General features: G+C 45.7%; 8 protein-coding genes. 4 read left to right on the top strand and 4 right to left on the bottom strand.

The window, feature by feature from the left end:
• Positions 1 to 39 precede the first annotated feature (39 nt).
• The gene (locus tag BMY62_RS08925; protein ID WP_143058783.1) at positions 40 to 1,326 is read left to right on the top strand and encodes a hypothetical protein; all 1,287 of its coding nucleotides are present in this window, start codon (positions 40 to 42) and stop codon (positions 1,324 to 1,326) included.
• A gap of 187 nt (positions 1,327 to 1,513) precedes the next feature.
• Here BMY62_RS08925 and BMY62_RS16125 read toward each other — a convergent pair whose 3' ends face one another.
• Positions 1,514 to 1,681 (bottom strand): hypothetical protein, encoded by a 168-nt coding sequence (locus tag BMY62_RS16125; RefSeq protein ID WP_177170341.1) that lies wholly within the window; start codon positions 1,679 to 1,681, stop codon positions 1,514 to 1,516.
• A 187-nt stretch (positions 1,682 to 1,868) separates the two neighbouring features.
• Here BMY62_RS16125 and BMY62_RS08920 point away from each other — a divergent pair, with 187 nt between their 5' ends.
• The gene (locus tag BMY62_RS08920; RefSeq protein WP_090658783.1) at positions 1,869 to 2,186 is read left to right on the top strand and encodes a hypothetical protein; all 318 of its coding nucleotides are present in this window, start codon (positions 1,869 to 1,871) and stop codon (positions 2,184 to 2,186) included.
• A 604-nt stretch (positions 2,187 to 2,790) separates the two neighbouring features.
• Positions 2,791 to 6,150 (top strand): hypothetical protein, encoded by a 3,360-nt coding sequence (locus tag BMY62_RS08915; RefSeq protein ID WP_143058782.1) that lies wholly within the window; start codon positions 2,791 to 2,793, stop codon positions 6,148 to 6,150.
• Between the two features lie 218 nt (positions 6,151 to 6,368).
• On the opposite strand, the gene BMY62_RS08910 is transcribed toward BMY62_RS08915, so the two are convergent.
• A complete protein-coding gene (locus tag BMY62_RS08910) occupies positions 6,369 to 8,417 on the bottom strand; it encodes a caspase family protein (protein ID WP_177170340.1) in 2,049 nt (682 codons plus the stop codon).
• Positions 8,418 to 8,745: 328 nt separating this feature from the next.
• On the opposite strand from BMY62_RS08910, the gene BMY62_RS08905 reads away from it, so the two are divergent.
• Positions 8,746 to 12,687: a CHAT domain-containing protein gene (locus tag BMY62_RS08905; RefSeq protein WP_090658777.1), complete on the top strand. Its 3,942-nt coding sequence runs from the start codon at positions 8,746 to 8,748 to the stop codon at positions 12,685 to 12,687.
• Between the two features lie 62 nt (positions 12,688 to 12,749).
• On the opposite strand, the gene BMY62_RS08900 is transcribed toward BMY62_RS08905, so the two are convergent.
• Together BMY62_RS08900 and BMY62_RS08895 are read right to left on the bottom strand one after the other, a co-directional pair.
• Complete coding sequence (locus tag BMY62_RS08900; protein WP_090658775.1) at positions 12,750 to 13,871, bottom strand: site-2 protease family protein; 1,122 nt, start codon at positions 13,869 to 13,871, stop codon at positions 12,750 to 12,752.
• 563 nt (positions 13,872 to 14,434) lie between these two features.
• Positions 14,435 to 15,235, bottom strand: coding sequence for a universal stress protein (locus BMY62_RS08895; protein WP_090658773.1), 801 nt, complete (start codon positions 15,233 to 15,235; stop codon positions 14,435 to 14,437).
• Positions 15,236 to 15,349 lie beyond the last annotated feature (114 nt).

Genomic DNA, 15,349 nt, shown 5'->3' with positions numbered 1-15,349 from the left:
TACGGATGCACAACCATGCAGGCAACCAGGCTACGACTTATGCGACAGGCACTTTTTTTTCTTAGACACTACAACGACATCGACCATATCGTCCCCGTAATATACAAATGGTCCCGTTCGGGATTTCGTTGCACGGTGGTATTGATCAGCTTCTCGAGCATTGCCCGGGACTACCGCATACAGTTTATCGCTTCGCTTGCCGGCGTCAAGGTACTGAATATTCAGAACATATTGACCACAGCCGATCAGTGCAGGTTTCGATTTCTCAGCCTGGCTTTATATGGCCATTCAGGCCGATATATATCCCACTCGCTGTACCATTTGTTCGAAGTTTTCTGGCCGGTCAGAACGCGCATGCAATTCTGGGACAAACTGGCAACATTTCTGCTCAAGACAGCTTTTCCGCCAGATTCAGCAGGTGTGGTTGTGTTTGACTGGGTCAGCCAGAAATCAACACTGCCCATTGAGTTTGTGCGCCATGTGCTCGCATTGTCCCGAAAGCAGGGGCATATCAGCGTCTCGCTTCCGCATGGTGACAGTCCGCACTACAATGAACTCATCCGCAATCACGAATTTCATGTCGGACCGCAAGCCAAATATGCCCACAGCGACATGTTCGACTATATCGTGTGCCCGAACGAATTATGCGCAAAACGCTACCGCCCTTTTATTGATGAGGCCAAAATAAAAATACTGGGCTCCCCGAGGTATAACGACGAATGGCTGAACGTACTGCACCGCCTGTTACCACCGCCTGTTACCCGAAAGCATCAACAAAAAATCTACATTGTATTTTTTCTTCGAAAAAAGGAATTTTCACTTTTCTGGGATGAAATACAGCGTGTTATCAGGATGGTTATTCAGTTTGAGAATATACGGCTGATTATCAAACCTCATACGCGCGACTACTTGCAGACGCCGCTTAAACAAATTCTAAGACAGATTCAGTCATCACGACTGGAGGTTGCGCAGGACAGCGAACATTCAGCCAGCCTGATCGCATCAGCGGACATGATTATCGATGTTGCCACGTCCGTCGCATTTGAGGCCGTCAAACGCGGCATCCCGGTGCTTTCCGCAGATTATCTGCATGCCGGGTATTCCGCCATCTCACATTATATACCTGAGTCTGCAATGCATTGCCGCGACGATATTTACCATGCTGTCCGTAGTTTTGCTGAAAATCCACACCGACCGTTTTACGATGAACGGCACCGCGCTGATTTTATTCGGCATATGCTGGATGTTCCGGACAAATACGTACTTGAACGTTATGTGGGTTTACTGGCAGGTCATGTTCAAACTGCCAAAAAACTTGCGGCGTAAAGTACTTATCATAATTCTCGCATCATTATGTAGCCCTGTAATTGCCTGACTAAATGTCTTGCAACACACATCTAATAAAATCCTTTCAGCGCCACCGCTTGTCGACAAAAGGCGGGCAACGATAACCTTCTGGCACCTTAGCATTATTAATTCCTGAACACAGGCCCTTTTTGCTATCAGACAATTTTCAATATTTCCACTCTTCAAGATATTCTCCATGACAAGCATCGCTATCCTGGTGGTCGCAATACGTCATCATTCGAGCGCGAAAAAAAATTGATATTGCTTTTTCATTCTTCGAAGTGAGTTTTCCCATAATATTGTCATGGTCTTTCTGATAAACTGAATTTGACATAACAATAACAATTAAAAATTGCTTATTTGTTGATAAGGCTAAGCAATTATCAGCAAAAACGATGCATATGTTTTTTAAACGAACAATCCAGGATGCTTTTAACAAACTGTATGTTTCGTTTTTTTTATTCTTACTGAGTGTATTTCGGCATTCACATGCTTAACTGTTAGCTTGCGAGGAGGTGCTGATGGCAACCGAATCAGTCAATACAGTCACAAATCCAGCGCAACCCAGAAAACCGGCGTTAAATCGCCGATTAGGTTTTTTTGCACTCATAGCGCTGTTAATCGGCGTTCTTATTGGTTATTTCAGCTACGTCGACAGCAGAGAAGATCTCGTAAATAATGATTATTACCGCGTGCTGTACGAGGCTTCGAACAAGTTGAATGAGAACCTAAGCCAGTTGCGCAAAATGCACGTCAATAAAGAAAGTCTTAATTCTATCCGCACCCAGTTACCCAGCTACAAACTGAAGATTCCAAAAGATAAAAGGACAAAGCATTAAAATTCAGGACAGAAACAGCAATAACCCTAAAGAAATAGCTGAAATTCGAATCACCGATATTTTACCCATTCCCAAACGCGGCTTCAGTCAGTATTTGTTTGCTAACAAAAAAGGCAAGGTATTAGCAGTCGTTGGAGATGAAAAAACCATATCAATTGATAGCTTAACAAGCGTCAGTAAAGAAATCGAAAAGAACAAACGACGCTTTCAATTTAAACTAAATCAGTCAACAAAAAACAACAATAGGAATGCAGACTGGGATTTGCCCAGCTACAGCAGCCACGTGGATATGAAATTGTCCCATGAAGAATTTCGAATCTTCATCTTCCCCTTTTCATTGGTATCGCCTTTAAATATAAGAGATATAAATCCGAATCCGGAAAAATCCGGAAAAACTGATGATAGCAGTAACTTCAGTACTATCAATACCCTCTATCTCGTCGGACTTCTGCCAAAACACAAATTACAAACGGAAGGCTCAGAATACAGAGATCTACCATTATTACTGGTATCACTCATCTTTTCATTGTTTGTATGGGCCCTGCTTCGTCTATATCTGCTACCCAAAAACCAACCTATCGGCCCTGGTTACCGAAGGTTTACCATGGCTTCGAGCTACGGTTTTATCATCGCGCTTATTGCCCTGTTGCTGGCGTTTATGCAGAAAACTGCTTTACAGGCAAATAAAGATCATTACGCCGCCGAATATGGAGAGAAACTATCCTCGGATTTAAGGGATGATCTCGAATTCGTATTTAACAGACTGGACAGTTACAGACCTTTCTATCAGAAATTAATCACCGGGCTGGACCAATTTCCACCAGTTCAATTTCCACCGGTTTCTACCATCTGTTCGGAATCCCCACAGGATTTAATATGCAAGGAGCCCGCAACTAAAGTATTTTTGAATCTTATCAAGGACTCTTTGAATTCCATCGTTGTACGCAAGGAATGCTCGCACGGTTTTAGAAAAATATTACCGAGTTATGCATTTACGCAGGCTACAGACTACCGAATTAACAAGCCTTCAGAAGACGAACATTGTGAGATCAAAATATCGAACTTAAAACTGGATCGATTCGCAGAGGAAGTATTGCTTAAAGCATATCATAACAACCCTAACAGCCTGTATACATTAGGGTTTGTGGCAGGCAATCAAATTATCGAGGTGAATGATCCAAATAATACGGACAAATTCTATTCCTATCTCTCTTTACCTGTCCCTGTCGGAAAATACGACAAACCCGATAAAATTCTCAGTGTTCTGGCGATGAACGATGAAGGCAAAACGACATTGCCGCCGATATTCTACCGTGAAAGCAATGCGCCTCCATTGATACTAAACTTGGCCCACCGTGATTATTACAAGAAAGTCAGAAGCTTTCAGGGCTGGCAGCTGGATCTGTGCGACAACGAGAATGAATGTGTTTATAAGAATGTATACATTCAGCGTGTACTCAATATGAGCGATGGCACACGTGGCACTACCATTTCCATGCCCATGGTTGACCAGTCTTCTATCGAAGACAAATCACAATCATCACTTGCCTACACTCTGGCAGCCGATGTCATTTTGCCTTCAGTCAGTCTGGCGGTTCCTGCACCTTTTGACTTTATCTATATGGTGATTGAACGTAGTAGCGGTGATGTACTGTTCCATAGCGATGAAAGCCGGACCCTGGTCGAAAACCTGTATTACTCCGGTAACAATCAATCCAACCTGGGCGAATGGCTCAGAACGGGGCTGGATCGTTTCGGGATAGTCAACAAGGAAGTGATGAGCGGCCATTACCACGGACAACCGGGACGATTCAAGTCAGTCGGGGCGCCGGTAGACGACTGGGCAATTGTAATCTTTTATCCAGACGAAGGCCTGGACGTTGTCATGGCCAAACAGTTTTTAATCATCAGCGTTAACTTTGCCATCGTTCTAGTGCTGTTGGCCCTTTCACTCTATGTCATCCGCAAATTGAACTGGTCCAGTACGCTGAAGAACATATTATTGATACATGAATCAATCAACGGCAGAAAAATCTTTATGGCCGTTACACTGCTTCTATGTGTTATCTATACGTCCTATTATACCGGTCTAATTTTGGTTCTGGACGGGGCCCCGTCTGATTCGTCAAAAAATTTTGCTTTGTATCTATCAATTTTAATCACCGGAATACTGATATTCTTATGCAAAACCATTCGCTACAAATTATTTATTCCCGCAATTATTCTGCTGGTGGTCAAGCTCGCGTATCTGTATAGCGTGGATGTGGGACAAATACCGCTAAAAACACTGGAATTTCACTATCAGCAAGTTCACTGTAACTGGCTGCATTATAAACGCCAGGAAAGTTTCAAGATGGCCATCAGTCGCTATCCAAACTCCATCACCGACCATCGAATACCTCCATTAACATTATTGCCTGTAACTTGCTGCTTACAGGAAAGATTGGAAGAAGAAGGATTCTGGCCGACTAAGAGCAAGAACCACAATAAAGGTAATGGTTTATGTCAAAATCATTCGTCGCAAACCGACCCTGGAGATTACCTTAGTCTGAGTTCCCTGATAGATTTCTGGCAATGGATATATAATCTTCAATTGGTGACTTCTAGACCGCCTCCTACTGAATCAATTACACTGCAGAAAGTAAACAACGATACTTCTTGGTGGCATGCGGACAACGTAACCTTCGCATCCATTTTCACTTTGGTAGTCTCATTTGCCATGATTCTGTGCATTATTTGGTTTTGGTACAAATTCACTCGACAAACGCTATGGAAACGGCTGTATTGCTCGGATCGTTTTTTGCAGCATATCAAAAAACTAACCCAGGCAAAATTTACACAATCTGACTGGAACCAGTATCATTCAAAACTGATAATCGAGTGCGATCGTACAAAACTGAATGGTATAGATCTGGCCCTGCTGCTCGGAACCGCTGCAATGCACAATAGTCAGTCAGCCGAATCCAGGCAGCATATTCTGTTAACAGGTTTTGATACGCTTTATCAACTCAGCCCCTGTCTGCAAAGACTCGGTACGCAAACGCATGCCCTGCCTAATCTGAAGCTGAACGTCGAGCAAAATCCTGCCAACAATAAACTGGATGTTCAAATCTGGGACATTGAAGCATGCCTTGCCCAGCCCGATTTCAGGCAAAACCTGCTCGATTTAATCATGGAATTGAAATCACTCACACTGGCAAATCAGTTAAATTCATTTACCATCTATGCGGAGCATCACAATTTACAGCGAATCAAAATGAAAGACCCACTGCAAATGAATTGCGGACCAGTACTGAAGCATGCCGAATATCTTTCGTGGGCTGAGTGCCTCATGGATTTCAATGTCAAAGTCGCTAAAGAGTTTGAACAGCAAATAGATGAACAGTTTTTAATGCGGGAGATTACCGATTTTCCCGAATTGTCATTTTTGTCTCGTGATACCCCGGATACATTCGAATTCACAGAAAAGGATTCATGGAATAAACACAAAGATGCGACTATTGAAGCCCGTCTGACAACCATTCATTACATCTTGATGCGTGCAGGTGCGCTTTATCGATTTAAATGGGAGTCCTGTTCAAATGCCGAAAAACTGGCACTGCTCAACCTCGAAAAACAACAGAGACTCAATCCATCCAACACACAGATGATTGAGCATCTGGCTGTGAGCGGGTTAATCAAGGTTGAACATGGCCGCCTGGAGATTGTAAACAGCAGTTTTGCGTACTTTGTCCGCAATGCAGAAACCCCAGATACTATCAATCAACTGGTGCATGAAGGAGAAGCCGGTTTCTGGAAAGATTACCGATTACCCATCGGTTTGCTGATGATTCTGATTATCGGTGGTATCGCGCTTGTGTCGGGTGAAGCTGTTACTATCGTGACTGCATCAGTAGTCGGCATAATAGGCGCGATTACCAGCATTTTCAAAAGTACAAGCATGTTTAAAGAGCAGGCAAAATAAAAGAAAGACCGTACACACCGACCGTTTTACGATGAACGGCACCGCGCTGATTTTATTCGGCATATGCTGGATGTTCCGGACAAATATGTGCTTGAACGTTATGTGGGTTTACTGGCAGGTCATGATCTACACACATAATCAGACTGCCAAAAAACTGGCTGTCTGAAGACAATGCTTTTCCTTCCCTGAGTGCACGATTGTAATCACTCTCCAGCAGCCTATTGTATCTCCTCACGCTCCGTCACCATGATTTCAGCCTGTATTGTACCCCATTCAGAAGGTTCTGGTGCATATCGTCTGACCGCTCTTCGTGCCGTCCGGTTCAGCAACTGTTCCAGATGATTTTGCGGCGTAGTTACTTTGACTGTACTTCGGTAGGATGCGACGCCCTTGAATTCAAATGCGCGTGTATCCAGGGGCCTCAGGCTGATGATGGCTTTGATAATTTCCAGACCGGGGCTGGCAAATTCAAGCGCGCCGCCATCGGTCAGCTTTCTGGATTCACCTGCTTTGATCAGGGCATATTCGGCCGTTCTGCCACCATATGGAAACTGTACAAAACCACCGTCACGAAGACTCAGGCTCATTAGATAAATATAATAGGGTTCATCGGCGTTGTTTGCGACCGAGAATCCGAGGATGCTTCCCTGTGGCAATTGCTGTCCGTTCAACTGGTTCAAATCCAGTGTCCGGGTAATACGGTACCTGTTCTTCAGTCTAAAACAATCATCTGTCTGATGGCTTTCATCACAGGTTTCGTCCTTGATAATTTCATGCGCCCTGATTTGAATATCAGGCGGGGAACTCTGCAGTTTTTTCAGGTCCAGCAGATCAACCAGTATTCCCATGTTTATGGCCAACTGATCAATACCCTGCTCAAAGCCGCCGGCAAGATTCACATGCAGGGCCTCATCCAGCACATCCTCCTGCATGGTCATCACCCACGCCTGCAGGTCGGCATCGGGATGCGATTTTGGCAAAGTGCTGTTGCCTGTCTCTCGAACGTACATACCGTTGCGCTGTTCAGGTCTGAACAAACGAATGATAAAACCGTCGTTTTGCCGTTCACTGACCATCCGGTATTCGTTTTTATCCAGCATTTCTTCAATCCCGGCGGAAAAACTATCAATTTGGTCCTGCCCCACCAGTCCGTCGCCTTCAATTACAATCGGAATCGGGTCAAAGCTGTAAGCGCGGTGCTGTTCGATCAGAATGTCGCCAACTTCAACTGTGCCACCGCTGATAATGCTCGCTTTACTGGTGTAGGTGTCAACGTCGGTTATTTTGACTGCTGTCGATTTATCCGCAGCAGATTCAATTGTATAAACAGAACCTTTGGTAATATTGTTGATATGCCCTGCATTCAGCCGTAACTGCCCGTCTTCATCCACTGCCGTAACAATGATCCTGTTCAGGTTCTCCGGTATTTCTCCAGCCAGCACCAGGGTATTGTGATGCTGGCTGTGCAGCGATGCGATCTGGGGCTGTTGTTTGTTGACGCCGAGGCCTGTTATCGTATCTTCGCGCATCAGCGCTTCGGTACGATGAAATACATCGCTCCAGGTTTCGCCGGGTTTTATCATGCTTAACGACTGCGCCCAGTGCCAGGTAAAACGGCCATAAACCTTGCCGCCTACACGGTACTCATAGGCGTTCTCGGTATCTCCGCTGGCACCGATTCGAATACCCACCGGTTTGAGATTATCGCTGCGCGTGATTCCGGGATAAGGCCGGTTATCCTTGCCTATCGCGCGAACACCCGGTAAAAGACCACGGCTGACGGACCCGGAATGACAGGAGTCTGACACAAAAACGATGTTGTCAGTTGTAGTGCCGATTTTCGAGAGCCAGATATTGATCTGGTCGTCTATGATGTCGCGACTGTCTTTTGACCCCGCGTCAGGTGAACCATATGTCACCCAGGTTTGATCCATGCCGGAAATTTCTTCATCGTCAAAATTGTCATGCTCGCTGCCGTGCCCCGAGAAGTGGACATACACAAAATCACCTGGCTGGACACGCGCAGCCAGGTCCTGAAAAGCTTTTTCAATACCGGTATGCGTGGCCTGTTCGTCCAGCAGGGTATTTATATTTTTCTGTGGAAACTGAAAACGTTCAGACAGCAATAATTCCTTCAATATCACTATATCATTATGTGGTCCGGCAAGCTGCTGTATGCCGCGACCCCTAAAATGCGGTGTATCCAGATAATTCTGAATACCGATAAGGAGCGCATGTCTGGCGGCGGTCGCTGGTAAACTGGACATAGCACAAAGCAGAATTGCACAGCAATAAAGCGAAATACTGTATTGTCTATGTGAAGCTTTCATATACAAGTTTGCTGTTTTATTGATCGAAAACAGTCCGGGCAAGAATCTTCTTCAAACAATCGCCCAAACTGTACGAAACACATCAATCTTGATAACCTGTTGAAATATATCAGAAGGCATTTTTCTGAATGCGAATCTCAAACTGTATTACAACGCATTGTATCGCGAATCAGTTCAGATACATGACGGGTATTATCAGAAAAAATTGGTAGAAAGTTCCAGAAAATCCTGCCTCTGATACATAACCGGACAAGAAGGTGTGACCATGAAAGCAGGGATATTTTTATTATTGTTGCTATTGTTTCTTTTGCTGAATCCAGGCGTACCATTGCCTGCGTATGCCCAGAACAACGCCCCGGAATCGTTACTCAATCAGGCCATAACGCTGATTCAGCAGGGTGAATACGAAAAAGCCGCCATATCCACGCGCAAACTTATCCGGATTGCTGAAAACACACCGGATCTGGATCCCGAATACCGTACGCTTGGATATATTTTTCTGGGAAAGATTTTTTTTGAACAAGCACAGTATGCCCAAGCGGAACAGCAATTCACGCGTGCACTGCATCTGATTAAAAAATTGCATGGAGACACACATCAGGATGTTGCATTGGTCAACAATGAACTGGCGGCATTATACAGAAAACAGGGGCAACCTTTAAAAGCGGAATCATTGTATGTCCAATCGCTGAAAATTTTAAAAAAAACGCTTGGAGCAGACCACCCCGAAGTAGCAATTGTCCTTAATGATCTAGCCTCTGTATACCAGGAACTGGGCCAGAATAGCGATGCCGAATCACTGTTTCATCAGTCGCTTGCCATACGGGAAAATGCGTTCGGTCCTGATCATCCGGATGTGGCGCTCGCGCTGAACAATCTGGCCGTGTTTTACCGGAACCAGAACCAGTTTGCAAAGGCCATACCGCTGTTTGAACGGTCAACAAACATTTTGGAACAGGCATTGGGCCCCGACCACTTGGAAGTTGCACTAAGCCTGAACAACCTGGCGCTACTGTATCTGGACCTGGCTCAACGCAGCAAAGCCGAATCCCTGTTTGAGCGGGCATTGGCTATTCGAAAAAAAGTGCTCGGCCCTGATCATCCCGAGGTAGCGGCCAGCCTGAATAATCTGGCCAACCTGTATCATGACCAGAGACAGTATAAGAAAGCAATAGCGCTGTACGAAGAGTCACTTGAAATATTTGAAAAAACACTTGGCCCGACTGATCCCAATGTTACATTAATTCTTAATAATCTGGCCTCGCTTTACCGGGACCAGCTTCAGTTTGACAAAGCAAAGGCACTATTTGAGCAGTCGCTCAAAATGCGACAACAAACGTTTGGCCCGGAACATCCTGAGGTGGCGCTCATTTTAAACAATCTGGGTGACCTATATCATGCGCAAGGTCTGTATAAAGAAGCCGAACCGCTATATGAACGGTCGCTGGATATCTATGAAAAAACATCCAACACCGACCAGACGGATATTGCAACAGGTCTGAACAATCTTGCTGCACTGTATCTCGATCAGGGCCTATATGCAAAGGCAGAGCCGTTGTATCAGCGATCGCTCGAAATTTTCAAGAAAGCATATGGTAACGATCATCCACATGTAGCAACCAGCCTTAACAACCTTGGAATGCTTTATTATCATCAGGGCCGCTATGTAGAAGCAAAGCCGTTGCTGAAGCGCTCATTATCAATATGGAAAACCGAATACGGCACAGACCACCCGGATGTGGCGGCCGGTCTTAACAGTCTGGCCATGCTTTATCATGCGCAGGGACAACACATCAAGGCTGAACCATTACTTGAACAGGCACTGGCAATACGCAAAAAATTACTGGGTGCGGACCATCCGGCTGTTGCAATGAGTATGAATAACCTGGCGGAACATTACCGGATCCTGGGACAGTATGCCAGCGCCGAACCATTGTATCTTCAGTCGTTAAAAATATGGGAAACCGTACTGGGACAGAATTATCCGGATGTGGCCAAAAGCCTGAACAATCTGGCGCTGCTTTATTGGGAGCAAAGACAGTACGCCGAAGCCGAACCGCTGTACAAACGATCGCTGGAAATACGAAAAAAAATGCTGGGTCCTGATCACCCGGATGTTGCGGCCAGTCTTAACAGTCTGGCCATGCTTTACCGGAACCAGGGCCAGCTGGATCAGGCCGAACCATTATTAAGACAAGCGCTGGAAATATACCAGAATAAACTTGGTGTAAATCATCCGTTTGTAGCTAGGACTCTTAACAATCTGGCGCTGCTTCATTGGGATCAGGGGCGTTATGCAAGTGCTCGGCCACTATTTGAGCAGCTAATGCAAACAGGTGACAAAACGCTCGGACCGGATCATCCCGAGATGGGCATTTTTAGTCAAAACTTTGCCTTGAATCTATGGGCTCAGGGCAAGCCGGACAGTATTCGGCAAGCACTTGCGCTACAACAGCGCGCGAATGAAATCAGCGCCCGCTATTTGCGTTCGATGATGACGCACGGCACCGAACAGAAAAAACATGATTTTCTGGCTACGATCCAGACAGAGCTGGACGCTGCAATTTCATTCCATATGGATAACGCAGCCGCCACTGTACAAAGAAATGCTGCTAGACTCGCAACCACAGTTGTTCTGCAACGGAAAGGCCGCATTCTTGACAGCATGAATGCGAGCATGTCCGTATTTCGGAAACGCATGGACCCGGAAGGCCGAACGCTGCTTGACCGTTTGTCCGAGTTCAACCAGCAACGTTCACGGCTGTATAACCTTGCATATCAAAACACAATATCGGGTAGAGAATATTTCAGTCGCAAAAAGCGGCTTGAACGGGAAGCCTCCAGACTTGAAGATCAAATCAGCAAAAAAAGTGCGGAATTTCGGGCTCAAATCCAACCGGTCACGCTGGACGCTGTCCAGCAGGCAATTCCCAACGATGCAGTACTGATTGAATATGTACGTTACCAGCCGTTCAACCCCAGAGCAACCATTAAAAAGCAATGGAGCGATGCTCGATATGCCGCCTACATCCTGAAGCCTCAGGGCGATCCGGAAGCGATCGATTTGGGCAATGCACAAAGCATTGAAAAGCTGATTTTCGAATTTCGTGACAGCCTGAATGATTCCCGCAAAGACGCTGTGTACCGAAAAGCACGCGAGCTCGATGCGCTTATCATGGAACCGCTACGCAAATTCACTGCAAACATTAATAATGTGCTTGTCTCACCGGATGGCGCACTGAATCTGGTCCCTTTTGCGGCACTGATGGATGAAAATGATCAATTTTTGATCAAACTGCATCAATTCACCTATCTCAGCTCCGGGCGGGACCTGTTACGAGTTGACGCACAAACCGGCGACAAAGTAGCGAACCGGCAACCACCCGCGATTTTTGCCGATGTTGATTTTGGCGTTGTACTTCAGCAAAAAAATGACACCTTGAGTGCATTTAACGGTACGGACTCCGACGAATCGGGCGATCGACGTTCTATCGATTTTAACCGAATGTTTTTTCAGTCGCTGCCTGGCACGCTGGCTGAAGCTGCCGCACTCCAGAACAAACTTCGAAACGCAAGACTTTTTACCCGGCAGGCCGCGACAGAAACAGCACTGAAGCATCTCGACAGCCCACAGATTCTGCATCTGGCAACACATGGTTTCTTCCTGAACGATTTGGACGAAACCGCGCCTGCATCCAGTGATACTGCGCGGGCACTTCCCATTTCTGGATTTTACCCATCAGACCTATCCACGGTGACAAATTCCGAAAAACGGTTATTCAAGGAAAACCCGCTGCTGCGCTCTGGTATCGCACTGGCTGGCGCCAATCAACTCAAATCCGGTGATGACGATGGTATCGTAACCGCGCTCGAGGTAACCGGCATGGACTTATGGAGCACTCAGCTGGTGGTATTATCAGCATGTGAAACCGGCATAGGTGATATTCAGAACGGCAAGGGTGTTTTCGGCCTGCGCCGCGCGCTGGTGCTTGCCGGATCAGAAACGCAGGTAATGAGTCTGTGGAAAATTGATGACCGTGCAACCGTGGATTTAATGGCTGGATATTACGACCGTCTCATCAACGACAGACAAGGTCGTTCAGAAGCCATGCGCAATACACAACTGGAAATACTCGACGGTAGAAATCGCAATCATCCATTTTACTGGGCAGGCTTTATCGTTTCGGGTAACTGGAAACCCCTGTAAAAAATAAATAAACTGTCTGCCGCCCTTTTAAGACGCCATTCGGCTGATTTCCGGTAACGCCATCAATGACCGACCGCGGAATGCAGTTCCAGAATTTTCAGCAGGCGTTCACGGTCGACCCAGCCGACTACCTCACCACTGTCCATCACGGGCACCTGATTGATATTGTGTTCACGCATGATCTGTAACACCTCAAACATGCTGTTGGCAGGATTGACGAAGTGAAAACGTTCCAGCGGTGTCATGTACTGACGCACGGAAGTATCCGGCCATTGCGTTCGCGGACATTTCATGATGTCGTTCAAAGTGATCAGACCAACGGTTTTTTCATCCTGGGTCACCAGCGCCGACCGTTGGCCTGTCAGTAACATTTGCGCGTCAATCCAATAAAGCAGGCTCATATCTGCGGACACCGTCGGCACATCTTTTTGCATCACCTCGCCAACGGGCACATGCGCTGCCAGGCGTGACGAAAAATAGGCGCGTCTGCTTCCTTCTGCTGCAGCAAACAAAAACCAGCCCAGCGCCAGCAACCAGATGCCATTAAGCAGCATTCCCGGCTGCAGCCCAACAAGCGCACCCAGCAACATCAGCCCGTAAGCCACCACTTTTCCGCCTATAACTGCCCATTGCATGCCTTTGACGGCATCACCGGTAAACCGCCATACGACAGCGCGAAAGACGCGGCCACCATCCAGAGGAAAACCAGGCACCAAATTGAATATCGCCAGAACAAAATTAATCGTGGCCAGCCACTTCAACGCTTCAGCGGCTATTTCACTGTACGGTATCAACCATAAACCCAAAAAATAGAACAATACAGCCAGCGCGAAACTGACCAGCGGACCGGCAATCGCAATATAAAATTCAGTTGCTGCGGTATCCGCATCCTTTTCGGTCTGCGCTATGCCGCCAAATATAAACAGTGTAATCGCACGTACCTGAACACCACGCGCTATTGCTACCAGACTGTGTCCCAGTTCATGCAATACAATACTTACAAAATACATCAGCGTCGTCACCAGCGCTGTCAACAACACCACGCTCCCGCTCCATTCGCTATGCGTTTCTCTGAAATAAGTCGCCAACGCACCGCTCAGCAATAAAAATACAATAAACCAGGTGTAATGCACTCCGATCCGAATACCCGCAACAGTACCGATGCGAAATGACGATTCCAGCATTTAAACCACCTCCCCGAAAAATTGATTACTGCCTACATGATCCGTTGAACCTTGCCTGAATGAACAGGCAACCGCGTTACCGTAAAATTGATTCTCCAGTCGCTGATCGTGACTGAAATCATTAATACAGACTGATATATTTATTCTTAGATGGAGCTAGACCGGATTTAATTCAATTTGACTCGGCATTCCCATCCATCGAGCAATATCATGATCATGGCTATCAAGCGCGACCCGATCACGTTGATGCACATTATATGATTTGACGCAATCAGACAAAGGTTTTTACTAATATCATTGAGTAGAAACGGATTGCAATTCTGTCAGTTTGTAATTTCAGAAAAATGGCTTACTACGTAGATGCTGATTGCTAGCGGCCGCACATGATGGATAAATCAGGCTATAAACTGCCGCAATACCGGTTTTGAAATTGTTATCATATCTGTGTAATTAACTATCAACAGAATTCTAAATACAACAATACTTTTTTTTAGACAAACTGTGTTATTAGTAATAAATTTATTATAGAGACTAGAGACTGTTGTTTTATAGAAATAAATTGTTTAGTTTTCTAGTTTCACTGGCGTGTCAAAACCTGGAGGTTTAATTGCGAGCACAGAGCAGTTAATATGATTAAGAATTGCCTCCGCAGTATTTCCCATAATAAATCCAGGAATACCTGTGCGGGCTACTGTTCCCATGATTATAAGATCAGCTTCAAGTTGCTTAGACAAAACAGGAACCTCCTTACGCGCACTCCCCTTTATTAAATGTAGCTGCGGCCTAAGATAATCCATCGTGCTCTTACCAAGCCTATCCGTCATTTCATGCATCAAAAAATTCAAGTTTTTTTGATGCTGTATTTTTACTTGTTCTATATATTGAGTAATTTCGTCATATGTTGCATCCATAAAAAGCGCGCGACGCGTTCGTAAAAGATTTTCGCCAATCGCATCCCATACATGCACAATATGAAGCCTACCAAACTCAGAAAGAGCAAGAGAAATCGCTGCTTGCAGAATACGCTGATTCAATTCCTGTCTTGTCATTAGTTCTGACGCCGTACAATCATTACTTACGTCCACAGCAGCAAGAATTCTGCGGCATGTTTTAGGGGCATTCGGTTTGACCAGCCAAACAGGGCAAGGGCACTTACGCAATAGGTGCATATCGTCACTGCTAAATAACTGACCCAGCCAGTCAGTTGTGTCAGTCATTTTAACGACCAGGTCATGCTTATTACGCAAGACTTCACGTATAATTTCCAGAAATACGATACCTTCAAGAACTAATGTACGTATGGGAATTCTTTTTCGATACGGTTCAACCAGTGAAGCGATTTGCTGTTCATAATAATGTGCCAACCTGGTTTGCAGATCGGCACTAGTACTCCTTCAACTTAATAAATTAGGATAAAGTCTCTTTAGCTTTATCCTTGCATCCTCAGTGCTAAAACGCCAATCAACCGGTGCGGTATT

This window comes from Nitrosomonas marina, from assembly GCF_900111605.1.
GTDB classification, from domain to species: Bacteria; Pseudomonadota; Gammaproteobacteria; order Burkholderiales; family Nitrosomonadaceae; genus Nitrosomonas; species Nitrosomonas marina_A.
Note: the sequence above shows the minus strand (reverse complement) of the source record. Positions and strands in the feature narration are given on the sequence as shown.